This is a genomic window from Streptomyces sp. NBC_00224, assembly GCF_041435195.1.
GTDB lineage: Bacteria > Actinomycetota > Actinomycetes > Streptomycetales > Streptomycetaceae > Streptomyces.
On the sequence record NZ_CP108106.1, the window covers coordinates 6,609,986 to 6,635,498 of the forward strand.

Genomic DNA, 25,513 nt, shown 5'->3' on the forward strand with positions numbered 1-25,513 from the left:
GCCGCTCCGGATCCGCGGGGAGCCTCAGTGGTGAAGGATCTTCGACAGGAAGTCCTTGGCCCGGTCGCTGCGCGGGTTGCTGAAGAACTGGTCGGGCGTGGCCTCTTCGACGATCTTTCCGTCGGCCATGAAGACGACGCGGTTGGCGGCCGAGCGGGCGAAGCCCATCTCATGGGTGACGACGATCATGGTCATGCCGTCGCGCGCCAGCTGCTGCATGACTTCCAGGACCTCGTTGATCATCTCCGGGTCGAGCGCGGAGGTGGGCTCGTCGAAGAGCATGACCTTCGGGTCCATCGCCAACGCGCGCGCGATGGCGACGCGTTGCTGCTGTCCGCCGGACAGCTGCGCGGGGTACTTGTCGGCCTGGGTGCCCACGCCGACCCGGTCGAGCAGGGCGCGGCCCTTGGCCTCGGCCTGCTTCTTCTCCGCCCTGCGGACCTTGGTCTGGCCCAGCATGACGTTCTCCAGCACGGTCTTGTGCGCGAAGAGGTTGAACGACTGGAAGACCATGCCGACGTCGGCGCGGAGCCGGGCCAGTTCGCGGCCCTCCTGCGGCAGCGGCTTCCCGTCGATCGATATCGCCCCGGAGTCGATCGTCTCCAGGCGGTTGATGGTGCGGCACAGCGTGGACTTTCCGGACCCCGACGGTCCGATCACGACCACGACCTCGCCGCGCGCGATCGTCAGATCGATGTCCTGGAGCACGTGCAGCGCGCCGAAGTGCTTGTTGACGTTGCTCAGCACGACCAGGTCGCCCGACGCGGGTGCCGCGTCCTCGGCGTCCTTGGCCACTGATACTCCGCTCATCGGCTTCCAGCTCCGCTCTTCCTCGGTTGGGGAGGAACGTAGTGCGCCGCTACGACCAGCGTCATTACATCTGAGCGGAAATTGAGCATCACGATCCGGTAGCGGAGTGACACTCTCCGTTAAGGGGGCGCATGGTGCAATACCGGCTGCGTAACGGAAGCCGCGCTCCGGTGCGCGCCCTCTTGACGCACACCGGCGGCATGGGCGTGGATGCGGGAGTACATGCCTGGCGACGACTACGGAAGGGGGGACGATGAGACTGCTGCTCGTCGAGGACGACGACCATGTGGCCGCGGCCCTGTCCGCCGTGCTCGCCAAGCACGGCTTCGCCGTGGTGCACGCGCGCAACGGCGAGGAGGCGCTGCGGGCGCTGCTGCCCGACGACCGCGCCCCCAAGGAGCCCTTCGGGGTCGTCCTGCTCGACCTCGGACTGCCCGACCAGGACGGCTACGAGGTCTGCGGGAAGATCCGCAAGCGCACCGCCATCCCGGTGATCATGGTCACCGCGCGCGCGGACGTGCGCTCGCGCATCCACGGCCTCAACCTCGGCGCCGACGACTACGTGGTCAAGCCCTACGACACCGGCGAGCTGCTGGCGCGCATCCACGCGGTCAGCCGCCGCACCACCACCGGCGAGGACAGCGGCGCGATCCCGGCGGTCGCCCTGCGGCTGGGGCGTGTCCAGATCGAGCTGCCCACCCGTCGGGTCAGCGTCGACGGCGAGTGCGTCCAGCTCACCCGCAAGGAGTTCGACCTGCTCGCCCTGCTCGCCCAGCGGCCCGGGGTGGTCTTCCGGCGCGAGCAGATCATCAGCGAGGTGTGGCGGACCAGCTGGGAGGGGACGGGGCGCACCCTCGAAGTGCACGTCGCGTCCCTGCGCTCCAAGCTGCGGATGCCGGCCCTGATCGAGACCGTGCGCGGCGTCGGCTACCGGCTCGTCGCCCCGGCCGCGCTGTAAGGCCCGACGCCCCCGGTGCGTACGCGACTCCTGCCGCTGCTGATCTTCCTGCTCGCCCTCGTCCTGATGGCGCTGGGCTTCCCGCTCGCGATCAGCGTCGCCTCCGCCCAGCAGCAGAAGGTCGTCGTCGACCGCATCGACGACACCGCACGCTTCGCGGCGCTCGCCCAGTTCGTCACCGCCGCCGACGACAAGGACACCAGCAGCAAGGAGCGCCTGGCGACCCTGGAGGAGGAACTCGCCCGCTACCACGAGCTGTACGGGATCCGCGCGGGCGTCTTCTTCCGCAACGGCGTCGCCATGGCGAGCGCCCCCAGGGGCTGGGGCGTGCCGGACGACGGCAAGGGCGGCGACGCCTTCCAGGAGGCGCTGGCGGGCCGCAGGAGCCACGATCCGCCCCAGGTCTGGCCGTGGCAGCGCGGACGGCTCGTGGTGGCCTCTCCGGTGGTGCGCGAGGGCGATGTGATCGCCGTGGTGGTCACCGACTCGCCCACCGGGCACATGCGTTCGCGGGTGCTGCGCGGCTGGCTGCTGATCGCGGCGGGCGAGGTGGCGGCGATGCTGCTCGCGGTCGGTGCGGCCTTCCGGCTCACCAGCTGGGTGCTGCGGCCCGTACGCGTCCTGGACGCGGCCACCCACGACATAGCGACCGGGCGCATGAAGTCACGGGTCGCGGTCGCCGGCGGACCCCCGGAACTAAGAAGGCTGGCCCGGTCGTTCAACGAGATGGCGGACAACGTCGAGGACGTGCTGGACCAGCAGCGCGCCTTCGTCGCCGACGCCTCCCACCAGTTGCGCAACCCGCTCTCCGCCCTGCTGTTGCGCATCGAACTCCTCGCGCTCGAACTGCCCGAAGGGAACGAGGAGATCGCCTCCGTGCGCGCCGAGGGCAAGCGCCTCGCCCAGGTGCTCGACGACCTGCTGGGCCTGGCGCTGGCCGAGCACGCCGAGGCGGACCTCCATCTCACCGACATCGGCGCGCTGGCGGGCGAGCGGGTGGGGGCCTGGCGTCCGCTCGCCGAGGACAAGGGCGTGCGGCTCACCGAGCAGCGGGCCGCCGTCACCGCCTGGGTGGACCCGGTGGCGCTCTCCAGCGCCCTGGACGCCGTCATCGACAACGCACTGAAGTTCACGCCGGAGGGGGAGGAGGTCACGGTCGCCGTCGCCGCCGACGGCGATTACTCGAAGATCACCGTCACCGATCGCGGACCCGGCCTGACCGACGACGAACTGAGCCGGATCGGGGACCGGTTCTGGCGCTCGGGCCGGCACCAGAACATCAAGGGATCGGGCCTCGGCCTGTCCATCTCGCGGATCCTGCTCGCGGCGGGCGACGGCACCATCACGTACGCCCACCACGAGCCGCACGGCCTGCGGGTGACGCTCAGGGTGCCGCGCACCTCCCCGACGGGCTGAAGGCGCCTGCGGCCCCGGGACGGGCCGGCTGAGGCGGGCGGCCGCCCGCCGGTGGCAGCCCCGGGTCAGGGCTTGGTCGAGAGGTAGTAGCGGCGCGCGCCGTCGTGCAGCGGCAGCGGCTCCGTGTAGATCGCGGTGCGCAGATCCACCAGCTGCGCGGCGTGCACCTCGCGACCGATGGCGTCACGGCTGCGGATCACCGTATGGGTGAACTCCTCGGTCAGGCCCCGGTCCGTACGGTCCGTGGTGACCAGCAGGTTCGCCACCGCGATCGTCGGTACGGCGACGCCCCGCTGCGCCTGCGGATAGGCGTCGGCGGGCATGGTCGCCGCCCGGTAGAAACCGGTGGGGCCGTCCTCGCGGTGCAGCGCGGTGACCAGGTCGCCCAGCGGCACCAGGCGGATCTGGTCCTGCTCGGACAGCCGCAGCACCGCCGTGGTGGGCAGCCCGCCCGACCAGAAGAACGCGTCGATCTTCCCGGTCCGCAGCAGCTCCGGCATGGTGTCGATGCCCGCCGACACCGGAGTGATGTCATGCGCCGGATCCAGCTTGGCGGCGGTCATCAGCCGCTCCGCGAGCAGCCGCACCCCCGACCCGGGCTGGCCTATGCCGACGCGCTTTGAGCGCAGGTCCGCCGTCGTGCGCACCGACGAGTCGCGGCCCACGACGAGCTGGACGTAGTCGTCGTAGAGGCGGGCGCAGCCGCGCAGCCGGTCGGCCCCGACGGAGCCGTCGCGGAGATACTTGGCCACCGCGTCGGCGGTCGCGATGGTGAAGTCGGCCTGCCCGGTGGCCACCCGCTTCAGGTTCTGCTGCGAGCCCTCGCTGGTCTGGAGCCGGACGTCCACCTCGGGCAGATCGTCGGCCAGCGCCCGCTCCAGCAGCTCGCCGTACCGCTGGTACACCCCGGTCCGCACGCCCGTACTGAACGTGATCGTCCCCGACGGCCGCGAGGCCCCCAGCGACAGCAGCCACCACAGCAGCAGCCCGAACACCACCAGGGCCGCGACCGCCCCCTGGAGGGCACGACGGCGACTGACACGGGGGAGGGCCTGGAGCATGGCGCGATCCTGCCAGCTCACTCCCCGTGATGGCCAGGCCCGGGGTCGGGGGAAGGCGGGGCGGCGTGCCGGTACGACCTCGTACCCTGGTGTACGAGATGAGCGAGGTAGAGGGTTTGAAAACGTACGAGGTGCGCACCTACGGGTGCCAGATGAACGTGCACGACTCCGAGCGGCTGTCCGGCCTCCTGGAGGGCGCGGGCTACGTACGCGCGCCCGAGGGCAGCGACGGTGACGCCGACGTCGTCGTCTTCAACACCTGCGCGGTGCGCGAGAACGCCGACAACAAGCTGTACGGCAATCTCGGCCGGCTCGCCCCGATGAAGACGAAGCGGCCCGGGATGCAGATCGCCGTCGGCGGCTGTCTGGCCCAGAAGGACCGCGACACCATCGTCCGGCGGGCGCCCTGGGTGGACGTCGTCTTCGGCACGCACAACATCGGCAAGCTGCCGGTGCTCCTTGAGCGCGCCCGCATCCAGGAAGAGGCGCAGGTCGAGATCGCCGAGTCGCTGGAGGCGTTCCCCTCGACGCTGCCGACCCGGCGCGAGTCCGCCTACGCGGCCTGGGTCTCCATCTCGGTCGGCTGCAACAACACCTGCACCTTCTGCATCGTCCCCGCGCTGCGCGGCAAGGAGAAGGACCGCCGCCCCGGCGACATCCTCGCCGAGGTCGAGGCGCTGGTCGCCGAGGGCGTCTCCGAGATCACCCTGCTCGGCCAGAACGTCAACGCGTACGGCTCGGACATCGGCGACCGCGAGGCCTTCTCCAAGCTGCTGCGCGCCTGCGGCAAGATCGAGGGCCTGGAGCGGGTCCGCTTCACCTCGCCGCACCCGCGCGACTTCACGGACGACGTGATCGCCGCGATGGCCGAGACCCCGAACGTGATGCCGCAGCTCCACATGCCGATGCAGTCCGGCTCGGACACCATCCTGAAGGCGATGCGCCGCTCGTACCGGCAGGAGCGTTTCCTCGGGATCATCGAGAAGGTCCGCGCCGCCATTCCGCACGCTGCCATCTCCACCGACATCATCGTGGGCTTCCCCGGCGAGACCGAGGAGGACTTCGAGCAGACCATGCACGCGGTCCGCGAGGCCCGCTTCGCGAACGCCTTCACCTTCCAGTACTCCAAGCGCCCCGGCACCCCCGCGGCGACCATGGAGGGACAGATCCCCAAGGAGGTCGTGCAGGCGCGCTACGAGCGTCTGGTGGCCCTCCAGGAGGAGATCTCCTGGTCGGAGAACAAGAAGCAGGTCAGCCGCACCCTGGAGGTCATGGTCGCCGAGGGCGAGGGCCGCAAGGACGGCAGCACGCACCGGCTCTCCGGCCGCGCCCCCGACAACCGCCTGGTGCACTTCACCAAGCCGGAGCAGGACGTGCGCCCCGGCGACGTGGTGACCGTCGAGATCACCTACGCCGCCCCGCACCACCTGCTGGCCGAGGGCCCGACGGGCGCCGTGCGCCGCACCCGCGCGGGCGACGCCTGGGAGAAGCGCAACGCGGCCCCGGCACAGCCCGCCGGAGTGCTGCTCGGCCTGCCGAAGATCGGTGTCCCCGAGCCGCTGCCGGCCGCGACGGGCGGATGCAGCGTCGTCTGATCGCCCCTCCACGCGCGCGTGGACGAAGCCACTCGCGGGTGGCCCGTTGACGCGCGCGTGGCAGGCTCCGGCTCGTGGCGCGGATGAGTTGCCCGTACGGGCTCCGCTCACGCGCGCGTGGCCGGTTCATCGGTAAGCGCGCCGCCGTCCGGATCGCCTTCGCTCCGCTCGCGCGTATGGCCGGTTCGTGGCGCCGGTGCGGGGCCGAAGCCGGGCGCACCCACTACGCTGCGGATCATGCTCGTAGCCGCCGCCGTCTGCCCCTGTCCGCCGCTACTGGTGCCCGCGGTCGCCTCCGGCGCCGCGCCGGAGCTCGATGCCGCGCGGGACGCCTGCGCCGACGCCGTGGGGCTGCTGGCCGCCTCCCGGCCCGATCTGCTCGTCGTGGTCGGCCCCGCCGACCAAGCGGCGCGCGGCCCCCACCCCCAGGGCGCACCCGGGTCCTTCGCGGGCTTCGGGGTGGACCTTCCCGTACGGCTCGGCCCGGCACCGACCGACGGTGACGCGCGCGAGGAGCGAGAGCTGCCGCCCTCGCTCGCTGTCGGCGCGTGGCTGCTGGAACGGTCCGGCTGGTCGGACGCCCCGGTAGAGGGGCTGGGAGTGGGCGAGCCGCTGGAGGCCGCACACTGCGCCGACGCGGGGCGGGGCCTGGGCGCCAGGGCCGACCGTGTCGCTCTCCTGGTGATGGGCGACGGCAGCGCCTGCCGCACCCTCAAGGCCCCCGGCTACCTCGACGAGCGCGCCACCGCCTTCGACGAGGGCGTGGCGAGCGCGCTGGGCGCCGCCGACACGCGCGCGTTGCTGGAGCTGGACGCGGAGCTCGCGTACGAACTCAAGGCGGCCGGCCGGGCACCCTGGCAGGTGCTTGCGGGCGCCGCCGAGGGGGCGGGCCTGGCGGGCCGGATGCTGTACGAGGACGCGCCGTACGGCGTGGGGTACTTCGTCGCCGTCTGGTCCTGAGCGACACCGGATCCCGGCCGGGCCGACCCGAAGCAGCGCACGCGGGGCGGCGCACAAGGCCGCGACGCCGCGACACCACACGGGGACGGCCGTGGAGCTTGAGCGCTCCACGGCCGTCCCCGAGGTGATCAGGCCGTCGGTGGCGGAGTGCCGCCGTCGCCCTTGTGCGAGATCCGGTCCAGGGCGTCCTTGGCCTTCCCCGTACCCGTTTGGATCTTGTCGCTGTACTTGCCCTTGGTCTTTTCGTCGACGGTCTTGGCGACCTTGTCCAGCCCCTGTCCGATCTTGGCCTCGTGCTGCTGTGCGAAGTCGGACACCTTGTCCTTGGCGGGGGCCAGTTTGTCCTTCAGGCTCTCCAAGAAGCCCATGTGGTCACCTTCCCTCTGCCCTCATCTCGGGAACTGCGCGCCCTCGACCAGGGGACCGTACGAAATGCATGCATACGCCACGTTACTTCCGGGCGCTCTCGCCCGCCTCGTTGTCCGCCGCTTCCTCCGCCGACTGCTGCTTGGGAATCTCCACGCCCTCGGCGGCGGCGGCTTCGGCGGACTCCTCCGCCGTGGCCTCCGCGGCAGGCTCGGAACCCTCCGTGGCGGCGGTCTCCGCCTCGCCCTCCGCGGCCTCCCCCTCGGCCGTCAGGGTGGCGGACTTCGCCTCCTCGGTTGACTCCGCTACAGCCTCCTCGGCCTTACGGCGAAACCTTGAAAAAACACCCATATCTACTCCATAGCGTACTCGTGTGGGCGAAATCCCGCCCCCATCCGGAGCGCCTCATTGCGTCGCCCGGGGGCACCGGTTCGGCAAACCGGCGGTCGGAACCTCGCAACAGGCAACGAACCCGCATGCACCCCGTCACGTAGCTCGTTCGGGGACGGTGGCCGAGGTTTGCGAGACTGTGACAGTGAGAACTGCAGCTCCCGCACCGCGGGTCATCGCCGTCGTCGGCCCCACAGCGGCCGGAAAGTCCGATTTGGGTGTCTTCCTGGCCCAGCAGCTCGGCGGCGAGGTCGTCAACGCCGACTCGATGCAGCTCTACCGGGGGATGGACATCGGCACCGCCAAGCTGACGCTCGACGAGCGCGGCGGAGTGCCCCACCACCTCCTGGACATCTGGGACGTGACCGAGCCCGCCAGCGTCGCCGAGTACCAGAAGCTCGCCCGCGCCGAGATCGACCGGCTGCTCGCCGAGGGCCGCACGCCGGTCCTCGTCGGCGGCTCCGGCCTCTACGTGCGCGGCGCGATCGACGTGCTCGACTTCCCCGGAACCGACCCCGAGGTGCGCGCGCGTCTCGAACGCGAGCTGGAGCAGGACGGGCCCGGCGCGCTGCACCGGCTCCTGGCCGAGGCCGACCCCGAGGCGGCGCGCGCGATCCTGCCCAGCAACGGCCGCAGGATCGTGCGGGCCCTGGAGGTCATCGAGATCACCGGCAAGCCGTTCACGGCCAACCTGCCCGGCCACGACTCCGTGTACGACACCGTGCAGATCGGCGTCGACGTCGGCCGCCCCGAGCTCGACGAGCGGATCGCCGTCCGGGTCGACCGGATGTGGGAGGCGGGCCTGGTGGACGAGGTGCGCGCGCTGGAGGCCCAGGGGCTGCGGGAGGGGCGTACCGCATCGCGCGCGTTGGGCTACCAGCAGGTGCTCACGGCGCTCGCGGGGGAGTGCACCGAGGACGAGGCGCGCGCCGAGACCGTCCGTGCCACCAAGCGCTTCGCGCGCCGCCAGGACTCCTGGTTCCGCCGGGACCCGCGCGTGCACTGGCTGAGCGGCGCCGTCGAGCACCGAGGGGAACTCCCGGGGCAGGCGCTGGCGTTGGTCGAACGAGCGGTTACAGCCTGATCACGTGATGGCATCGGGACGCACCGCCGGTCATTCCGGCACCCGCGCGCGTGCCATCATCGACCTCGATCGACCAGTGGAGTCCGAGTTGGGAGGGCGCGTGGCGATGGAGGCCGGCCCTCGCGACAGAGAGCACGGAACGCGGGACGAGCCCGCGCAACCGGGTCCTTCGGAAGTGGCAGCAGTGTCGGAAGGGCCGGACGTGAGCGACGCCGGACGGGAGCCCGCCCACCGCGACGCCCCGGAGCCGAGCCCCGCGGAGCTGAGCGTCGGCGCCCTGGGCCCGGCCGTGCCGGGAGCCGTCGGGCTCACCCCCGACGGACCGCAGGACGACGGCGTGCTCGCCGAGGGCGGCGAGGTCGAGGTCGAGATCCGCCCGCAGCGCAGGCTGCGGATCTGGCAGCTCGCGCCGATCGTGATGCTCGCGGCCATGGGCTCGCTGATGTTCGCCTTCCCGCTCGCCTTCGAGTTCGGCGACGGCGGCCCGGTCGTGGCCATGCTCGGCCTCCTGATCAGCTGCTGCGCCGCCGGCTGGGGCATGATGGCCGCCCGCCGGGTCGGCTACACCTGGCCGGGGCTGCCCGCGCGCGGATCGGGCGAGCGGCCCGACTGGCGGGTGATCGGGCTGTACGTGGGCGGCCTGGCCGTGGCGGTGGCACTGGCCGTCTGGCGCGTCGCCCGGCTGCGCTGAGCGCCGCGGCCCGGCGTGACCCGGCGGCGCCCGCCGACTCCGACGAGGACCCATCGACCCGGCCCCCCCGCCCGGGACCCATCGACGCAGCCCCTCCCCGCCCAGGACCCGTCGTCCCGGAGCGCCCCGGCCCGTTGTCGGTGGGCACCCGTACGATTGACGGCGTGAACAACACCTCGCCGCTCACCTTCCTCAAGGGCCACGGGACCGAGAACGACTTCGTGATCCTCCCCGACCCGGACAACGCCCTCGACCTGCCCGCCTCGACCGTCGCCCGCCTCTGCGACCGCCGGGCCGGCATCGGCGGCGACGGGCTGCTCCACGTCGTGCGCAGCGCCGCGCACCCCGAGGCGAAGACCATGGCCGGCGAGGCCGAGTGGTTCATGGACTACCGCAACTCGGACGGCTCGATCGCCGAGATGTGCGGCAACGGGGTGCGCGTCTTCGCCGGGTACCTCCAGCGCGCCGGGCTCGTCGAGGAGGGCGACCTGGCGATCGCCACTCGCGGCGGGGTCAAGAAGGCGCACATCTCCAAGAGCGGCGACATCACGGTCTCCATGGGCCGCGCCGTGCTGCCGGACGAGGGCGTCACGGTCGCGGTCGAGGGCCGCAGCTGGCCCGCCCGCAACGTCAACATGGGCAACCCGCACGCGGTCGCCTTCGTCGAGGACCTGGCCCACGCGGGCGAACTGCGCTCGGTGCCGCCGTACAGCCCGGCCGCCGTCTACCCGGAGGGTGTGAACGTCGAGTTCGTCGTCGACCGGGGCCCCGGCCATGTGGCGATGCGCGTGTACGAGCGCGGCTCCGGCGAGACCCGCTCCTGCGGCACGGGCGCGTGCGCGGTCGCCGTGGCGGCGGCGCGCAGGGACGGCGCGGACCCCGCCCTCACCGGCGCTCCCGTGACGTACACGGTGGACCTCCCGGGCGGGACTCTGGTGATCACGGAGTTCCCCGACGGCGAGATCGAGATGACCGGCCCCGCCGTGATCGTCGCCGAAGGCGTGATCGACCCGGTGCTCCTCGAAACGGTTGAAACGGCCATGGCCTGAACCTTCGCTCGAATGGGTGATCCGGTTCACGCTGAGCGAGAGCCGGACTGCGCCACGTGGTGGGGTCGGTAGCATCAAGCACCGGCCCGGAGGGCACGCCTGCCTTTCCACCGCCGGTCGATGCTGCCGGAGGTGCCCCATGAGTGCAGAGGCCACGAATCCTGACGCGCAGAGTCGCCGACGCGGACTCCCCAGGATCGACCTCCGCAGGCTGGGCCGGGCCGCCCTGCTGGGCCCCACGTCGCGCGACCGGCTGCCCGACGCCATCGGGCACGTCGCCGAGGCGCACCGGGCCCACCACCCCGACGCCGACTTGGCGGTGCTGCGGCGCGCGTACGTACTCGCGGAAACGTCCCACCGGGGCCAGTTCCGCAAGAGCGGCGAGCCGTACATCACGCATCCGCTGGCCGTCACCCTCATCCTCGCCGAACTGGGCGCCGAGACCACCACGTTGACGGCCTCGCTGCTGCACGACACCGTCGAGGACACCGAGGTGACACTCGATCAGGTACGGGCGGAGTTCGGCGAGGGAGTCACCTATCTGGTGGACGGCGTCACCAAGTTGGAGAAGGTCGAATACGGCGCGGCGGCCGAGCCCGAGACCTTCCGCAAGATGCTCGTCGCCACCGGCAACGACGTACGCGTGATGTCGATCAAACTCGCCGACCGGCTGCACAACATGCGCACCCTGGGCGTGATGCGCCCGGAGAAGCAGGCGAGGATCGCCAAAGTCACCCGTGACGTGCTGATTCCACTGGCCGAACGGCTGGGGGTGCAGGCCCTCAAGACCGAACTGGAGGATCTGGTTTTCGCCATCCTCCACCCCGAGGAGTACGAGCACACCCGGGCCCTGATCGCGGCCAACTCGGGCTCCGAGGACCCGCTGACCGCCATCGCGGACGGCGTCAGGGCCGTGCTGCGCGAGGCCGGCATCAGCGCCGAAGTCCTCATCCGGCCACGGCACTTCGTCTCCGTCCACCGCGTCCAGCTCAAACGCGGAGAGCTGCGCGGCACCGACCTCGGCCGGCTGCTCGTCCTGGTCGCCGAGGACGCCGACTGCTACGCCGTCCTCGGTGAGCTGCACACCTGCTTCACCCCGGTGATCTCCGAGTTCAAGGACTTCATCGCCGCTCCCAAGTTCAACCTGTACCAGTCGCTGCACACGGCGGTGGCGAGCTCCGACGGCGCGGTGGCCGAAGTCCTCATCCGCACCCACCAGATGCACAAGGTCGCCGAGGCCGGCGTCATCGCCCTCGGGAACCCGTACGCCGGGGGCGGGCCCGGCGACGGCGCCGACCCGGCGGCCGACGAGCGCGAGGACCCCACCCGGCCCGGCTGGCTCTCCCGCCTCCTGGACTGGCAGCAGAACGCGCCGGACCCCGACACCTTCTGGTCCTCCCTACGGGAGGAACTGGCGCAGGACCGCGAGATCACCGTCTTCGGCGCCGACGGCCGCACCCTGGACCTGCCGGCCGGAGCGAGCTGCGTGGACGCCGCGTACGGCCAGTACGGCGAGGCCGCCCACCGCTGCATCGGCGCGCGCGTCAACGGCCGTCTGGCGACGCTCAGTACGGTGCTGAGCGACGGCGACACCGTGCAACTGCTGCTCGCCCAGGACGCCGCCTCCGGGCCGTCCCCGGACTGGCTCGACCACGCCAGGACCCCGGCCGCGCGGATCGCCATCACCGGCTGGCTGGCCGACCACCCCGAAGGGGTCAAGATCCCGGCGGCCGCGCCCCGCCCGCAGGTCACCTTCACCACCGACCGGCGCAGCGCCGCCAACGCCGTCACCGACCTGCCGGACGCGACGGTACGGCTCGCGGGGTGCTGTACGCCGGTGCCGCCGGACGCGGTCACCGGCTTCGCGGTGCGCGGCGGCGCCGTGACCGTCCACCGCGAGGAGTGCCCGGCGGTGGCCCGTATGACGACCCTCGGACGGGCCAGGGTCGGGGTGCGCTGGGGCGACACCGCCGCCTGCCGGGTCACGCTGGTCGCCGAGGCGTTCGGGCGCCCGCGCCTGCTCGCCGACCTCACCGAGGCCATCGCCACCGCGGGCGCCGCGATCGTCTCCGCCACCGTCGAGCCCCCCAGCGAGCAGCGGGTGCGGCACACCTACACCCTCCAGCTGCCCGACGCCGCCGAGCTGCCCGCCCTGATGCGCGTGATGCGCGATGTGCCGGGCGTGTACGACGTGACCCGCGCGCAGCACCCGGCCGCGGCCGGCTGAACCGACGGGCCGACGCTCGTTCGGGTGGGGGTGGTGCGCGTCGGCCCCGCCCTCGCACGGTGTGCTGGTAGCGGTAGGGCATGCTGCTCTCCTCACGCCGTATGCGTGCCGCTCTGCTGGCCACCGCAGCCGCCTGTGTCCTGGCCGCCGCTCCGCCGCCGCCCGCCCCGGCCGGAATCGGCGACCCGCTCTTCCCGCGTCTGGGCAACCCCGGGTACGACGTCCTCTCGTACGACATCGGATTCACCTATCAGGGCGACAACAGCAAGCCGCTGGAGGCCGTCACCACCATCGACGCCCGCGCCACCGACTGGCTCGACCGGATCAACCTGGACTTCGCGCGCGGCACCGTCCACGGCGTCGAAGTCAACGGGAAGCAGGCCGAGTTCGCGAGCGCCGACGAGGACCTGGTGATCACCCCGCGCCACCCGGTGTACGGGGGAGAGAAGCTGCGGATCACCGTCCGGCACACCAGCGACCCGCGCGGCGCCGAGGACGGCGGCTGGGTGCGCACCACCGACGGCCTGGTGATGGCCAACCAGGCCGACGCCGCGCACCGCGTGTTCCCGTGCAACGACCACCCCTCCGACAAGGCGCTGTTCACCTTCCGGGTGGACGCCCCCAAGGAGTACACGGTCGTCGCCAACGGGCTGGAGACCGGCTGGACGAGGGCGGGCGGCCGGGCCGTCTCCACGTACCGCACCGAGCACCCGATGGCGACCGAGCTCGCCCAGGTCTCCATCGGCCGCTCGGCCGTGGTGCGCCGCCAGGGGCCGCACGGGCTGCCCTTGCGCGACGTCGTCCCGGCGGCCGACCGGCAGCAGCTGGAGCGCTGGCTGAAGAAGACGCCGGCCGAGATCGCGTGGATGGAGAACCAGGTCGGGCCGTACCCGTTCGAGACGTACGGCGTCCTCATCGCCGGCGCCGACACCGGGTTCGAGCTGGAGACCCAGACGCTGTCGCTCTTCGAGCGCTCGCTGTTCCTGCGCTCCGGGTACCCCGAGTGGTACGTGGACTCGGTGATGGTGCACGAGCTGGCGCACCACTGGTTCGGCGACAGCGTCTCCCCGCGCGCGTGGTCCGACCTCTGGCTCAACGAGGGGCACGCCACCTGGTACGAGGCGCTGTACGCGCAGGAGCACGGCAAGCGGCCGATGGAGACGCGGATGCGCGAGGCCTACCGACAGTCCGACGCCTGGCGTGCCGCGGGCGGGCCGCCTGCGGCCCCCAAGCCGCCCGCCCCCGGCCAGAAGATCAGCATCTTCCGTCCGGTCGTCTACGACGGGAGCGCGCTGGTGCTGTTCGCGCTGCGGCAGGAGATCGGAGCGGCGAGGTTCGGCGAGCTGGAGCGGCGCTGGGTGAGCGACCACGAGGACGGGACGGCCGCCACCGCCGACTTCGTCGGCCTGGCGTCCGAGGTCGCCGGGCGCGACCTCGCCGGGTTCTTCCAGGGCTGGCTGTACGGGGCGAAGACGCCGCCGATGCCCGGACACAAGGACTGGCGCAGCGCCGCACCCCGGCACGCCTAGGCGCACGGGCGCCGCGGGACCTGCCCCCGGTGCCGCCCAGAGCCGGAAAACCGGGGTGACGGGCCCGGTGGCACCGTGCGACCATCGACGGGTCGGCGGCGCTGCCGGGGCCGGATTCCACTCGGGAATCTTTCGGGTCCATTACGCGTTGTGACCGACGTAACCGCAATTCCAACGACGTAAGGATCCAATGACCTCCTCTTCTTCCCCTTCCCAGGACGAGCAGAGCTTCGCGGAGAAGAACCGCACCGAGAGCCTTCGGGCCGATGCCCTGATGGAAGAGGACGTCGCCTGGAGCCACGAGATCGACGGCGCGCGGGACGGCGAGCAGCTAGACCGCTCCGAGCGTGCCGCCCTGCGGCGCGTGGCGGGCCTCTCCACCGAGCTCGAAGACGTCACCGAGGTCGAGTACCGCCAGCTGCGCCTGGAGCGCGTCGTGTTGGTGGGCGTCTGGACCACGGGCACGCTCAAGGACGCGGAGAACTCCCTGGCGGAGCTCGCCGCACTCGCCGAGACGGCGGGCGCGATGGTGCTCGACGGCGTGTACCAGCGCCGTGACAAGCCCGACCCGGCAACCTACATCGGCTCCGGCAAGGCGCTGGAGCTGCGGGACATCGTCCTGGAGTCCGGCGCCGACACCGTGGTCTGCGACGGTGAGCTCAGCCCCGGCCAGCTGATCCATCTGGAAGACGTCGTCAAGGTAAAGGTGGTCGACCGAACCGCCCTGATCCTCGACATCTTCGCCCAGCACGCCAAGTCCCGAGAGGGCAAGGCCCAGGTCTCGCTGGCCCAGATGCAGTACATGCTGCCCAGGCTGCGCGGCTGGGGCCAGTCGCTCTCCCGGCAGATGGGTGGTGGCGGCTCCGGCTCGTCCGGCGGCGGCATGGCCACCCGTGGTCCCGGTGAGACCAAGATCGAGACGGACCGGCGGCGGATCCGCGAGAAGATGGCGAAGATGCGCCGGGAGATCGCGGAGATGAAGACCGGCCGCGAGATCAAGCGCCAGGAGCGCCGTCGCAACAAGGTCCCCTCGGTAGCCATCGCGGGGTACACCAACGCCGGCAAGTCCTCGCTGCTCAACCGCCTCACGGGCGCGGGCGTGCTGGTGGAGAACTCACTGTTCGCCACCCTCGACCCGACCGTGCGCCGGGCCGAGACGCCCAGCGGCCGGCTGTACACACTGGCCGACACCGTCGGGTTCGTCCGGCACCTGCCGCACCACCTGGTCGAGGCGTTCCGCTCCACCATGGAGGAGGTCGGCGACTCCGACCTGATCCTGCACGTGGTGGACGGCTCGCACCCCGCCCCGGAGGAGCAGCTGGCCGCCGTGCGCGAGGTGATCCGCGAGGTCGGCGCGGTCGACGTGCCCGAGATCGTGGTGATCAACAAGGCGGACGCGGCCGACCCGCTGGTCCTCCAGCGACTGCTGCGGATCGAGAAGCACTCCATTGCGGTCTCCGCCCGTACGGGCATGGGCATCGAGCAGCTGCTCGGCATCATCGACGCCGAACTGCCGCGCCCCGAGGTCGAGATCGAGGCCCTCGTGCCGTACACGCACGGACAGCTGGTCTCGCGGGTGCATGCCGAGGGCGAGGTGATCTCCGAGGAGCACACCCCGGAGGGCACGCTGCTCAAGGCGCGGGTGCACGAGGCGCTGGCGGCGGAGCTCGCTCCGTACGTACCGGCCAAGCACTGACCGCACGCGCGGCCGGGCACCGACCGGCGCGCAGACGCGAACAAGGCCCGCCCCCTCCGTACGAGGGGGCGGGCCTTGTCGTCGTCAGGTGTCAGCAGTCCTACCGGCCGCCGTACTTCTGACTCATCTGGGTGAAGATCTGCTGGGCGCCGGCGCCCAGCTGGGGTCCGGCCAGCCAGCCCGAAGTGACCGGGCCGATCGAGGTGTTGGAGACCAGCTCCGCCTTGCCGCTCGTGCCGGTGATGAACCAGCCGCCACCGGAGGAACCGCCGGTCATCGTGCAGCCGATGCGGTACATCGCGGGCGTGCCGGGGCTGACCGAGAGACGGCCGGGGCGGTCGACGCACTTGAACATCTTGAGGCCGTCGTACGGCGGCGCCGCCGGGTAACCCCAGGCGCCCATCGCGGAGACCGAGTGCGCGGCCGGCGTCGAGAAGTTGACGGTCAGCGCGTTGCCGACGGTCTCCTCAAGCGACTTGGTGCCGTTCTCCGGCTTCACGTGCAGCACGGAGTAGTCGTACGGGGCGCCGGAGCCGCCGGTGGGCCCGCCGCCAGTGATCCACTCGCCCGACGTGGAGGCCCAGTCGGCCCAGAACGCGCCGTACGGGGCGACTTCCTGCGGCTGCGCGTTGCGCAGCTGCGCCGCCGACTTGCCCTTGTCGTTGTAGGCCGGGACGAAGGCGATGTTGCGGTACCAGCCGCCCTTGGCGCCCGCGTGGACGCAGTGGCCCGCGGTCCAGACGAGGTTGGACTTGCCGGGGTGGGCCGGGTCCTTCACGACGGTGCCCGAGCACACCATGGAGCCCTCGGGGGAGTCGAAGAACACCTTGCCGACCGGGGCGGCGTAGTTGTGGTACGGCAGACTCTCGGCCTTGGCCTGGACCGGCCGCGGCTCCGGGTCGCTGATGCCCTGGTCGCCGTTGACGTCACCGGCGGCCATGGTCTTCTGCGGGTCCTTGGCGGACTTCATCCGCTCGGGCTTCCACAGGTCCGCGATGACCGGGTTGACGAAGTCCTTGGCGTCACGCAGCCACTTGGATTTGTCCCAGTTCTTCCAGTCGCCGTTCTTCCACTTGTCCAGGTCGACGCCGTGCTTCTTGAGGGCGCCGGCGACATCGTCGGGAAGACCCTGGTCGCCCTTGCCCTGGGCGGTGCTGGACGCGGACGGCTTGCTGTCCGCGCCGTCGTCGCCGGGGCCGCACGCGGTGGCCGTCAGCGCGAGTGCCGCCACGAGGCCGGTGGAGGCCAGCAGCGGACGTATGGATCGCATGGAAACGATTCCCCCTGAAATTGCTCGTACCTTGTTCAGTTGCGCGCGCCGGGCAGCACACCGCGAAGGGTGTGTTGCCATGGGCACGTCATCTCGCGAAGCGGGGTCTTCCGGGACCGCCGTTTCGCAGCCCCCCACTATGCCGGTCGCACGTGGGGGTCTCGCACAGGGGTCCGGGAGCTCTCGTGGAGAGAGCTCCCGGACCCGGCCGGGGCCTACTGGCCCGCGTACTTGTTGCTGACCGAGTCGTACACGCCCTTGGCCTCCGGGCCCAGACGCGGACCCGCCAGCCAGCCGGCCGTCACCGGGCCGATGGAGGTGTTGGAGACCAGCGCGGGCTTGCCGTCGGCGCCCGCGGCGATCCAGCCGCCGCCGGAGGAGCCGCCGGTCATGGTGCAGCCCAGGCGGTACATGGTCGGGCTGCCGGCGTCGAGCGAGAGCCGGCCCGGCTTGTCCTTGCACTGGTACAGCTTCTGGCCGTCGTACGGCGGCGCGGCCGGGTAGCCGTTGGCCGTCATGCTCGCGATCTTCGGCACGGCCGGGGCGTTGAAGTCCACCGGGAGCGCCGTACCGACCGTCTCCTCAAGGGACTTGCCGCCCTTGCCCTTCTCAAGGGTGACGTGCAGCACCGCGAAGTCGTACGGAGCGCCCTGGCCGCCGGTCGAGCCGCCCCCCTGGATCCACTGCTGCGACGTCTGCGCCCAGTCGGCCCAGTACACGCCGTACGGCGCGATCTGCTGCTTGGTCGCCTTCTGCAGCTGCGCGAGCGACATGTCGGCGTTGTTGTACGAGGGCACAAAGGCGATGTTGCGGTACCAGCCGCCCTTGGCGCCCGCGTGGACGCAGTGGCCCGCCGTCCACACCATGTTGGACTTGCCGGGGTGCGCCGGGTCCTTCACGACGGTCGCGGAGCAGACCATCGAGCCCTCGGGGCCGTCGAAGAACAGCTTGCCGAGCTCCGGCAGGCTCTGGTGGTACGGAGCCTTCTGAGCCCGGGCCTTGACGGGCGCCGGGGTCGGGTCCGTCACGCCCTTGTCGCCCGAGATGTCGTTGGGGACGGGCTTCTGCGGGGGCTTGTCGGCCTTCCGCATCCGGTCCGGGTCCCACAGGTCCTGGATGATCGGGTTGACGAAGTCCCTGGCCTCACGCAGCCACTTGGACTTGTCCCAGTTCTTCCACTCGCCGTTCTTCCACTTGTCCGGGTCGATTCCGTGTTTCTTGAGCCGGTCCTTGATGTCGTCCGGGAGCTGGAGGCCGTCGTCGCCGGCGGTCGCCGAGGCGGTCGGCTTGGCGTCGGCCTTGTCGTCGCCGCCCGGACCGCACGCGGTGGCGGTCAGGGCGAGAGCGGCCGTGAGGCCGAGCGCTGCCAGTACGGGGGAGGTCCGGCGAAGTGCGCCCCTCCCACCACGGGCCGCGGAATTCGGGCGTGTCGGTCGCATGTTCTTGATCCCCCTGGGACTTCGGTACTGAAGCTGCTGATGCGCGGTGCAGCCACCGTTGCTCCACCGCTTGTGGTTACTGAAGCGAACCCGTCGGCTTCCTCGAAGCCGTCGGCCCACCTCGCTCCGGCCGGAAAGTACTGGCCGAAGTGCGGCCCCCACTATGCCGGTGCCGGTTGGGACGGTGCGCGGCAGGGCCACGGTTCCGCTCCGCAAGGATCTTCGCGCCTGCCCGTGATCCTCCGGCCCCGGCGTCGTTGGTACGTACGGGGGACAACACGCCAGCGTTCAGCCCCACCGTTCGCACCGGGCAACGGGCGTGCCACGGAACCGTCACAGGGTCCCGGCGCGGCTGGCACAGCAGAGCGCGCACCGTGGGAGGACCAGAACTCGTGGCCGTGACCGAATCCGCGCCGGTACCACCGCCGGCCGAGCTTCCGACCACATCGCCGCGGACACCGCCCGCCCACGAGGGAATCCTGCGGCGGCAGTCCCTGCGCGAGTCCGCCGCCCGGACGTACGCCCGCTCGCTGCCGATCGTGCCCGTGCGCGCCCGCGGGCTGACCATCGAAGGGGCGGACGGGCGGCGTTACCTCGACTGCCTCGCGGGCGCGGGCACCCTCGCCCTCGGGCACAACCACCCGGTCGTCCTCGAAGCCATCCGCAAGGTCCTCGACTCCGGCGCCCCGCTGCACGCGCTCGACCTGGCCACCCCGGTCAAGGACGCGTTCACCACCGAGCTGTTCACCACCCTGCCGCGCCCCCTGGCCGACCACGCGCGGATCCAGTTCTGCAGCCCGGCCGGGACCGACGCGGTCGAGGCCGCGCTGAAGCTGGTCCGCACCGCGACCGGCCGCAGCGGGCTGCTCGCCTTCACCGGGGCGTACCACGGCATGACGGCGGGCGCCCTCGACGCCTCGGGCGGCGCCTCCAACGCGCGCGTGACGCGGCTGCCCTACCCGCTCAACTACCGCTGTCCGTACGGCGTGGGAGGCGAACGCGGCGCCGAACTCGCCGCCCGCTGGACCGAGAGCCTGCTCGACGACCCCAAGGGCGGGGTGCCCGCGCCCGCCGGGATGATCGTCGAGCCGGTGCAGGGCGAGGGCGGGGTGAACCCCGCGCCCGACACCTGGATGCGCCGGATGCGCGAGATCACCGCTGCCCGCTCCATCCCGCTCATCGCCGACGAGGTGCAGACCGGCGTGGGGCGCACCGGCGCCTTCTGGGGCGTCGAACACAGCGGGATCGTGCCGGACGTGATGGTCCTGTCCAAGGCCATCGGCGGCTCGCTGCCGCTCGCCGTGATCGTCTACCGCGACGACCTCGACGTCTGGCAGCCCGGCGCCCACGCCGGCACCTTCCGCGGCAACCAGCTCGCCATGGCCGCGGGCACCGCGACCATCGCCTACGTCCGCGAGAACCGGCTCGCCGAACGCGCCGCCCTGCTCGGCGGCCGGATGCTCGCCCGGCTCCAGGGCCTGGCGGCGGACCACCCCAGCATCGGCGACGTCCGCGGCCGGGGGCTGATGATCGGCGTCGAACTCGTCGACCCCGAGCGCGAGGACCCCCACACCGGCACCGCGGCCGCCGCGCCCACGCTGGCCACCGCCGTCCAGCGGGAGTGCCTGCGCCGTGGCCTCATCGTCGAACTCGGCGGCCGTCACTCCAGCGTCGTGCGACTGCTGCCACCCCTCACCCTCACCGACGAACAGGCGGCCGCCGTGCTCGACCGGCTGGCCGACGCCCTGGCCGCCGCGGAGCGCGCGACCCGCCACCGGACCGACGCCGGGCCGTCCCACTGACCCGGTCCACCACACAAGGAAGCCCACCGTGAACCGCATCCCCGCGCCCGACGCGCCCGACGGCCCCGGCCGCCCCACCGCCCCCTGCGGCCCCCTTGTGGCAGAGACGGCGACGGTGCCGCGCCAGAAGGCGGGGATCCACGGCGAACGGCTGCCCGCCGACGATCCGGCCGAGCACGGCCGCGATCCCCGGAGCCAAGTCCCCGTGAGCCAGGGCCCCCTGGACCCGGACCTCCAGGACCGGGAGCTTCTGGACCACCCGGACCCGGAAGCCGCCGCCGAGGCCGCGGCCGTCGAGAATCTGCTCCGCTGCTGGGTACGGGAGAACGACCTCGCCGCACCCGAAGGGCCCGTGCTGCGCATCCCACTGCGCGCCAGCGGCACCGCCCTGCTCGTCCCCGTCCGGTACTGGTCCGCCACCGGCTGGCACCGCTTCGGCATGCCGGAGCTCGACGGTGCCCCGCACGGCGCCCCGGCCGTGGACGCCGTCACCGTGGCCGCCCTGATCAACCGCGAGTCCGGCCGCAGCGAGGGCGCCGATCTGGTGGGCCGCGTCGCGGATTCGGTCCGGCACACCGCGGAGTTCATCGCGGAACGCCGCCGCCACCCCGGCCCCGCCGACGAGGCCGACCTCTTCCTCAGCGCCGAACAGTCCCTGCTCCTAGGTCACCCCCTCCACCCCACCCCGAAGAGCCGTGAAGGACTCTCCGAGGCCGAAGTGCGCCTCTACTCACCCGAGTTGTTCGGCTCCTTCCCGCTCCACTGGATGGCCGTCGACCGCACCGTCCTCGCCGCCGACTCGGCCTGGACGGACGGCGGCCGCCCGGTCGCCGCCGACGAACTCACCGCCCGGCTCGCCGCCGGACTCCACGTCCCGGCGAACACCGTGGCGCTGCCCCTGCACCCGTGGCAGGCGCGCGAGCTCGCCCACCGGCCGGCCGTCGTCGAACTGCTCGACGCCGGGTTCCTGCGCGACCTCGGCCCGTACGGCGAACCCTGGCACCCCACCTCCTCCGTCCGTACCGTGCACCGGCCCGGCGCCGACGCCATGCTCAAGCTCTCCCTCGGCCTGCGCATCACCAACTCCCGCCGGGAGAACCTCCGCAAGGAACTCCACCGAGGCGTGGAGGTCCACCGGCTGCTGCGCACCGGCCTCGCCGAGCAGTGGCAGGCGGCGCACCCCGGATTCGACATCGTCCGCGACCCGGCCTGGCTCGCCGTCGACGCCCTGGACGGCCAGCCGGTCCGCGGGCTCGACGTGATGATCCGCCACAACCCGTTCGGCCCCAGTGACGACGCCGTCTGCATCGCCGCCCTGACCGCGCCGCGCCCCCTGCCCGGCCGCCCCGGGACCGCGATGCACTCGCGCCTCGCGGACATCGTGGCCAAGCTCGCCGCCCGAACCGGCCGTCCGACCCCGGCCGTGGCCGCCGAGTGGTTCCTGCGCTACCTCGACCAGGTCGTCCGCCCCGTGCTCTGGCTGGACGCCACGGCGGGGATCGCGCTCGAAGCCCACCAGCAGAACACGCTGGTGCTGCTCGACCCCGACGGCTGGCCCGTCGGCGGCCGCTACCGCGACAACCAGGGCTACTACTTCCGCGAGTCCCACCGGGACGCCCTCGAACGCCGACTGCCCGAAGTCGGCGCCGCCAGCGACACCTTCGTCTCCGACGCCGTCACCGACGAACGCTTCGCCTACTACCTCGGCATCAACAACGTCCTCGGCCTCGTCGGGGCCTTCGGGGCCCAGCGCCTGGCCGACGAGCGCGTGCTCCTCGCCGCCCTGCGGCAGTTCCTGGCCAAGGCCACCGCCCTCGGCTCACCGCTGCCCGCGTACCTGCTGGACAGCCCGACCCTGCGCTGCAAGGCCAACCTCATGACCCGGCTGCACGGCCTCGACGAACTCGTCGGCCCGGTCGACACCCAGTCCGTCTACGTCACCATCGCCAACCCCCTCCACACCAACGGAACTTGATCCCCACGAACAGCTGAATGACGAGAGAGGAGCGTCGCCGTGCCTCCCACCGATGCGAGCACCGACGCCGACGCCGGAGCCGGTCCCTCCCCCCAGCCCGGCGGCGCCGAGGACACGCTGGACATGCGGCTGCCCTACGAACTCATCGCGCTGTTCGGAGAGTCGAGGACGGCCGGGACCGGCGCGGCAGAGGTGGGCGGCGACAGTGCGAGAGAGGGCAGTGCGGGAGAGGGCAGCGGTGAGGATGGCGATGAGGACGGCGTCCCGGGCTCCGGTGCGCCGGACCGCGGGGCTCCAGCGTCGGGTGTCCCGGACTCCCGGGCCTCCGACTCCGGTGTGCCGGACTCCGCGCCCCTCGGCTCCGGGACCCCCGACGCCGGAGTCCCGGGCCGTGGAACCCCCGACCCCGACGCGGCCGAGCCCGCGACGGCGGGTGCGGAAGCGGGCGCCCGCACCCCGTCACATTTCCAGCCCGAGGCCGACCGCTCCGATGCGGCCCTTCGTACCACCCACTCGTACGGCGCGATCGGCGCATCCCACATCGCCTCTCAACCCGTCGGCGCATCCCGCATCGCTTCCCGCATCGCCTCCCACCCCGGCGGGGACGACCTGCTCGACTGTCCCGGGGCATGGGGACCGGTCACCACACCCCTCGGCGTCTTCCAGCTCGTACCCGCTCGTGTCGAACGTGACCTCTCCCTTCTGAGTACCTGGATGAACGATCCCGCCGTGGCCGCCTTCTGGGAGCTGGCCGGGCCCGAGTCGGTCACGGCGGCCCATCTCCGTCCCCAACTCGACGGCGACGGGCGGAGCGTGCCGTGCCTCGGCCTGCTGGACGGCGTCCCCATGAGCTATTGGGAGATCTACCGGGCCGATCTCGACCCGCTGGCCCGGCACTATCCGGCGCGTCCGCACGACACCGGTATCCACCTCCTCATCGGCGGTGTCGCCGACCGCGGGCGCGGGACCGGGACCGCACTGCTCCGGGCCGTCGCCGATCTCGTCCTCGACAACCGGCCGCAGTGTCCCCGTGTGGTCGCTGAACCCGATCTGCGCAACACCCCCTCCGTCTCCGCCTTTCTGAGCGCCGGCTTCCGGTTCTCCGCGGAAGTCGACCTTCCCGACAAGCGGGCCGCCCTCATGGTTCGTGATCGCGCGCTCAGGCACCTGCTGTGAACCACCCGCTGCCCTACATACACCGCTCGAACCACATCGGTTCCACCCCGAGGAGTCGCCTTGCCGAATCCGCTTGTCCCCGATGATTTCGACGAACGGGAGGAGCCGCCCACACCGCCTGGGCTGTCCACACCACCAGCGCCACCCACACTGCTCGCCCCGCCCGAGCTGAACCGCGAAGCCTGGGACCGCGCAGCCCGTCGGCTGCTCGCCAAGATGCTCGGCGCCTTCGCGTACGAAGGGATCATCGAGCCGGTCCCGCAGTGGGGCGGCGGCAGCGAGGACCTCCGACCGGAAGACACCCCGGGGCGGGACGACGCCTCCCACGGTGCCCCGCACGCCGCCGCCCACGGCACCCCCCGCCGCCCCCGTGCCCACTACACCCAGCCCCTGGACGACGGCTCCGCCCTCTCCTTCCGGGCCCGGCGCGGCTCGTACGACGACTGGCTCGTCGACGCCGACTCCGTCAGCCACGGCGGGCGGCCCTTCACCGACCCGCTCGCCTTCCTCGTGCGGGCCCGCCGCACGCTCGGGCTCGACGGCGCCACCTTCGGCCACCTCGTCGGCGAGCTCACGGCCACGCTCACCGCCGACACCCGCCTCGACCACACCGCGCTGCCCGCCGCCCGCCTCGCGGAGCTCGGGTACGCGGAGCTGGAAGGCCACCAGACCGGACACCCCTGGCTCGTCCTGAACAAGGGGCGGCTGGGGTTCTCGGCCGTCGACGCCGCCCGATGGGCCCCCGAGGCCCGCAGGCCCGACCGGCTGCCCTGGATCGCCGTCCGCACCGACCTCGCCCGCTACCGGGGCGTCGGCGCGCTCGCCACGCCCGACCGGCTCTACACCCGGGAGCTCGACCCGGCGGTCCGCGAGGGCTTCGCCGCCGCGCTACGCGCGCGTGGTCTCGCCCCGGACGACTACCTCTACCTGCCCGTGCACCCCTGGCAGTGGGACGAGGTGGTGCTGCCGCTCTTCGCCCCGGCCGTCGCCGACGGCGCGATCGTCCCGCTGCCGGGCGACGCCGACCTCCGGCTGCCGCAGCAGTCCATCCGGACCTTCCTCAACACCTCGCGCCCCGACCGGCACACAGTGAAGCTGCCGCTCTCGATCCTGAACACGCTGGTCTGGCGAGGGTTGCCGACGGAGCGCACCCTCGCCGCCCCGGCCGTCACCGCCTGGGTCCACGCCCTGCGCGACGCCGATCCGTTCCTGCGTGACGAATGCGGGGTGATCCTGCTCGGAGAGGTGGCCTCCGTGGCGGTCGAGCACCCGCTGTACGACCACCTCGCCGAGGTTCCGTACCAGTACAAAGAGCTGCTCGGGGCGATCTGGCGCGAGCCGCTGCAGACCCGCCTCGCGGTGGGCGAACGCGCGCGTACCCTCGCCGCGCTGCTCCACACCGATCCGCAGGGACGTGCCTTCACCGCCGAACTCGTCGCCCGCTCGGGCCTCGCCCCCCAGGTCTGGCTGCGCCGCCTGTTCGCCGCGCTGCTGCCGCCGCTGCTGCGGTTCCTCTACCGCTACGGGACGGTCTTCTCGCCGCACGGCGAGAACGCCATCGTCGTCTTCGACGACCACGACGTGCCCGTACGCCTGGCGATCAAGGACTTCGTGGACGACGTCAACATCAGCGCGGAGTCGCTGCCCGAGCACGACTCCATGCCCGACGACGTCCGGGACGTCCTGCTGACCGAGCCGCCCTCCTTCCTCACCCAGTTCATCCACTCCGGTCTCTTCGTCGGGGTGTTCCGCTATCTCGCGCCGCTGTGCGAGGAGCAACTGGACGTTCCGGAGTGCGACTTCTGGGCGCTGGTGCGCGACGAGATCCTGCGCCACCAGGCGCGGTTCCCCGAGCTCAAGGAGCGCTACGAGACGTTCGACCTGCTCACGCCGCGTATCGAGCGGCTCTGTCTGAACCGGAACCGGCTGCATCTGGACGGCTACCGGGACCGCCCCGAGCGCCCGCACGCGGCCGTCGCGGGTACCGTCCCGAACCCGCTCGCACCGCCGACGTGATCG

Annotated in this window: 20 protein-coding genes; 14 read left to right on the top strand and 6 right to left on the bottom strand. The window is 72.1% G+C overall.

Features of this window, described 5'->3' with window-relative positions:
- Nucleotides 1–24 precede the first annotated feature (24 nt).
- Nucleotides 25–810, bottom strand: coding sequence for an amino acid ABC transporter ATP-binding protein (locus tag OG965_RS29590; RefSeq protein WP_371655081.1), 786 nt, complete (start codon nucleotides 808–810; stop codon nucleotides 25–27).
- A 253-nt stretch (nucleotides 811–1,063) separates the two neighbouring features.
- On the opposite strand from OG965_RS29590, the gene OG965_RS29595 reads away from it, so the two are divergent.
- Complete coding sequence (locus OG965_RS29595) at nucleotides 1,064–1,768, top strand: response regulator transcription factor (RefSeq protein ID WP_371655082.1); 705 nt, start codon at nucleotides 1,064–1,066, stop codon at nucleotides 1,766–1,768.
- 15 nt (nucleotides 1,769–1,783) lie between these two features.
- On the top strand, nucleotides 1,784–3,184 hold the full coding sequence (locus tag OG965_RS29600) for a sensor histidine kinase (protein WP_371655083.1): 1,401 nt from the start codon (nucleotides 1,784–1,786) through the stop codon (nucleotides 3,182–3,184).
- A 65-nt stretch (nucleotides 3,185–3,249) separates the two neighbouring features.
- Here the strand turns inward: OG965_RS29600 and OG965_RS29605 are convergent, their stop codons facing one another.
- Nucleotides 3,250–4,245: a TAXI family TRAP transporter solute-binding subunit gene (locus tag OG965_RS29605; protein ID WP_371655084.1), complete on the bottom strand. Its 996-nt coding sequence runs from the start codon at nucleotides 4,243–4,245 to the stop codon at nucleotides 3,250–3,252.
- A gap of 98 nt (nucleotides 4,246–4,343) precedes the next feature.
- On the opposite strand from OG965_RS29605, the gene miaB reads away from it, so the two are divergent.
- The gene (gene miaB / locus OG965_RS29610; RefSeq protein WP_371655085.1) at nucleotides 4,344–5,840 is read left to right on the top strand and encodes a tRNA (N6-isopentenyl adenosine(37)-C2)-methylthiotransferase MiaB; all 1,497 of its coding nucleotides are present in this window, start codon (nucleotides 4,344–4,346) and stop codon (nucleotides 5,838–5,840) included.
- A 237-nt stretch (nucleotides 5,841–6,077) separates the two neighbouring features.
- Complete coding sequence (locus tag OG965_RS29615; protein WP_371655086.1) at nucleotides 6,078–6,800, top strand: class III extradiol dioxygenase subunit B-like domain-containing protein; 723 nt, start codon at nucleotides 6,078–6,080, stop codon at nucleotides 6,798–6,800.
- Between the two features lie 128 nt (nucleotides 6,801–6,928).
- Here the strand turns inward: OG965_RS29615 and OG965_RS29620 are convergent, their stop codons facing one another.
- Complete coding sequence (locus OG965_RS29620) at nucleotides 6,929–7,168, bottom strand: antitoxin (RefSeq protein WP_371655087.1); 240 nt, start codon at nucleotides 7,166–7,168, stop codon at nucleotides 6,929–6,931.
- An 82-nt stretch (nucleotides 7,169–7,250) separates the two neighbouring features.
- Nucleotides 7,251–7,517 carry a hypothetical protein gene (locus tag OG965_RS29625; RefSeq protein WP_371655088.1) on the bottom strand — a complete coding sequence of 89 codons (267 nt, stop codon included), beginning with the start codon at nucleotides 7,515–7,517 and terminating at the stop codon, nucleotides 7,251–7,253.
- Nucleotides 7,518–7,701: 184 nt separating this feature from the next.
- On the opposite strand from OG965_RS29625, the gene miaA reads away from it, so the two are divergent.
- The 6 genes from miaA to hflX all read left to right on the top strand — a co-directional run bounded on the left by miaA (nucleotide 7,702) and on the right by hflX (nucleotide 15,832).
- On the top strand, nucleotides 7,702–8,640 hold the full coding sequence (gene miaA / locus OG965_RS29630) for a tRNA (adenosine(37)-N6)-dimethylallyltransferase MiaA (protein ID WP_371655089.1): 939 nt from the start codon (nucleotides 7,702–7,704) through the stop codon (nucleotides 8,638–8,640).
- A gap of 106 nt (nucleotides 8,641–8,746) precedes the next feature.
- Nucleotides 8,747–9,331: a hypothetical protein gene (locus OG965_RS29635; RefSeq protein ID WP_371655090.1), complete on the top strand. Its 585-nt coding sequence runs from the start codon at nucleotides 8,747–8,749 to the stop codon at nucleotides 9,329–9,331.
- A 164-nt stretch (nucleotides 9,332–9,495) separates the two neighbouring features.
- Complete coding sequence (dapF, locus tag OG965_RS29640) at nucleotides 9,496–10,380, top strand: diaminopimelate epimerase (protein WP_371655091.1); 885 nt, start codon at nucleotides 9,496–9,498, stop codon at nucleotides 10,378–10,380.
- 139 nt (nucleotides 10,381–10,519) lie between these two features.
- Nucleotides 10,520–12,607 (top strand): bifunctional (p)ppGpp synthetase/guanosine-3',5'-bis(diphosphate) 3'-pyrophosphohydrolase, encoded by a 2,088-nt coding sequence (locus OG965_RS29645; RefSeq protein ID WP_371655092.1) that lies wholly within the window; start codon nucleotides 10,520–10,522, stop codon nucleotides 12,605–12,607.
- Nucleotides 12,608–12,687: 80 nt separating this feature from the next.
- Nucleotides 12,688–14,136: a M1 family metallopeptidase gene (locus tag OG965_RS29650; RefSeq protein ID WP_371655093.1), complete on the top strand. Its 1,449-nt coding sequence runs from the start codon at nucleotides 12,688–12,690 to the stop codon at nucleotides 14,134–14,136.
- A gap of 190 nt (nucleotides 14,137–14,326) precedes the next feature.
- A complete protein-coding gene (gene hflX / locus OG965_RS29655; protein ID WP_371655094.1) occupies nucleotides 14,327–15,832 on the top strand; it encodes a GTPase HflX in 1,506 nt (501 codons plus the stop codon).
- A 100-nt stretch (nucleotides 15,833–15,932) separates the two neighbouring features.
- Here hflX and OG965_RS29660 read toward each other — a convergent pair whose 3' ends face one another.
- Together OG965_RS29660 and OG965_RS29665 are read right to left on the bottom strand one after the other, a co-directional pair.
- Nucleotides 15,933–17,102 (bottom strand): serine protease, encoded by a 1,170-nt coding sequence (locus OG965_RS29660; protein ID WP_371655095.1) that lies wholly within the window; start codon nucleotides 17,100–17,102, stop codon nucleotides 15,933–15,935.
- A gap of 215 nt (nucleotides 17,103–17,317) precedes the next feature.
- A complete protein-coding gene (locus OG965_RS29665; protein WP_371655096.1) occupies nucleotides 17,318–18,541 on the bottom strand; it encodes a serine protease in 1,224 nt (407 codons plus the stop codon).
- A 392-nt stretch (nucleotides 18,542–18,933) separates the two neighbouring features.
- On the opposite strand from OG965_RS29665, the gene OG965_RS29670 reads away from it, so the two are divergent.
- From OG965_RS29670 to OG965_RS29685, 4 genes are all read left to right on the top strand, one after another.
- Complete coding sequence (locus OG965_RS29670) at nucleotides 18,934–20,343, top strand: diaminobutyrate--2-oxoglutarate transaminase family protein (RefSeq protein ID WP_371655097.1); 1,410 nt, start codon at nucleotides 18,934–18,936, stop codon at nucleotides 20,341–20,343.
- A gap of 28 nt (nucleotides 20,344–20,371) precedes the next feature.
- Entirely contained in the window at nucleotides 20,372–22,318 is a 1,947-nt protein-coding gene (locus OG965_RS29675; protein WP_371655098.1) for an IucA/IucC family siderophore biosynthesis protein, read from the top strand.
- A gap of 336 nt (nucleotides 22,319–22,654) precedes the next feature.
- Nucleotides 22,655–23,494 (top strand): GNAT family N-acetyltransferase, encoded by an 840-nt coding sequence (locus OG965_RS29680; protein ID WP_371657098.1) that lies wholly within the window; start codon nucleotides 22,655–22,657, stop codon nucleotides 23,492–23,494.
- Nucleotides 23,495–23,617: 123 nt separating this feature from the next.
- The gene (locus OG965_RS29685) at nucleotides 23,618–25,510 is read left to right on the top strand and encodes an IucA/IucC family siderophore biosynthesis protein (protein WP_371657099.1); all 1,893 of its coding nucleotides are present in this window, start codon (nucleotides 23,618–23,620) and stop codon (nucleotides 25,508–25,510) included.
- Nucleotides 25,511–25,513 lie beyond the last annotated feature (3 nt).